General features: G+C 67.6%; 1 protein-coding gene. It reads left to right on the top strand.

Going from position 1 to position 667, the window contains the following annotated elements; all coding sequences use genetic code 11:
* The coding region (locus AC1DTN_RS38010) for an ammonium transporter (protein WP_477925317.1) at positions 1-667 on the top strand (667 nt) is incomplete at both ends.

Here is a 667-nt window from a genome sequence, read left to right as displayed (position 1 = left end):
CTGCTGTTCATGGCGCTGTGGTTCACCTTCAGCTATGCGCCGATCGCGCACATGGTCTGGTTCTGGATGGGCCCGGACGCCTACGCCAGCAAGGACGTGGTCGATGCGATGAATTCCAAGGCCGGTCTCATCTGGCAGTGGGGCGCGCTGGACTTCGCCGGCGGTACCGTGGTGCACATCAACGCCGCCGTCGCGGGCCTGGTCGGTGCCGTCCTGATCGGCAAGCGCATCGGCTATGGCAAGGAATCGTTCACGCCGCACTCGCTGACGCTCACCATGGTCGGCGCCTCGCTGCTGTGGGTCGGCTGGTTCGGCTTCAACGCCGGCTCCGCCCTCGAAGCAGGCACCAGCGCCGTGCTGGCCTTCATGAACACCTTCTCGGCCACTGCTGCCGCCGTGCTCGCATGGTGCATCGGTGAAGCGCTGATGCGCGGCAAGGCCTCGATGCTGGGCGCTGCGTCCGGCGCGGTTGCGGGCCTGGTGGCCATCACCCCGGCCGCCGGCAACGTCGGCCTGATGGGCGCGATCATCGTCGGCTTCATCGCCGGCTTCGCCTGCCTGTGGGGCGTGAACGGTCTCAAGAAGATGCTCGGCGCGGACGACTCGCTCGACGTGTTCGGCGTGCACGGTGTCGGCGGTATCGTCGGCGCGCTGCTGACCGGTGTGT

The sequence above is a fragment of the Rhizobium sp. 01T444 genome (assembly GCF_056398305.1).
Note: the sequence above shows the minus strand (reverse complement) of the source record. Positions and strands in the feature narration are given on the sequence as shown.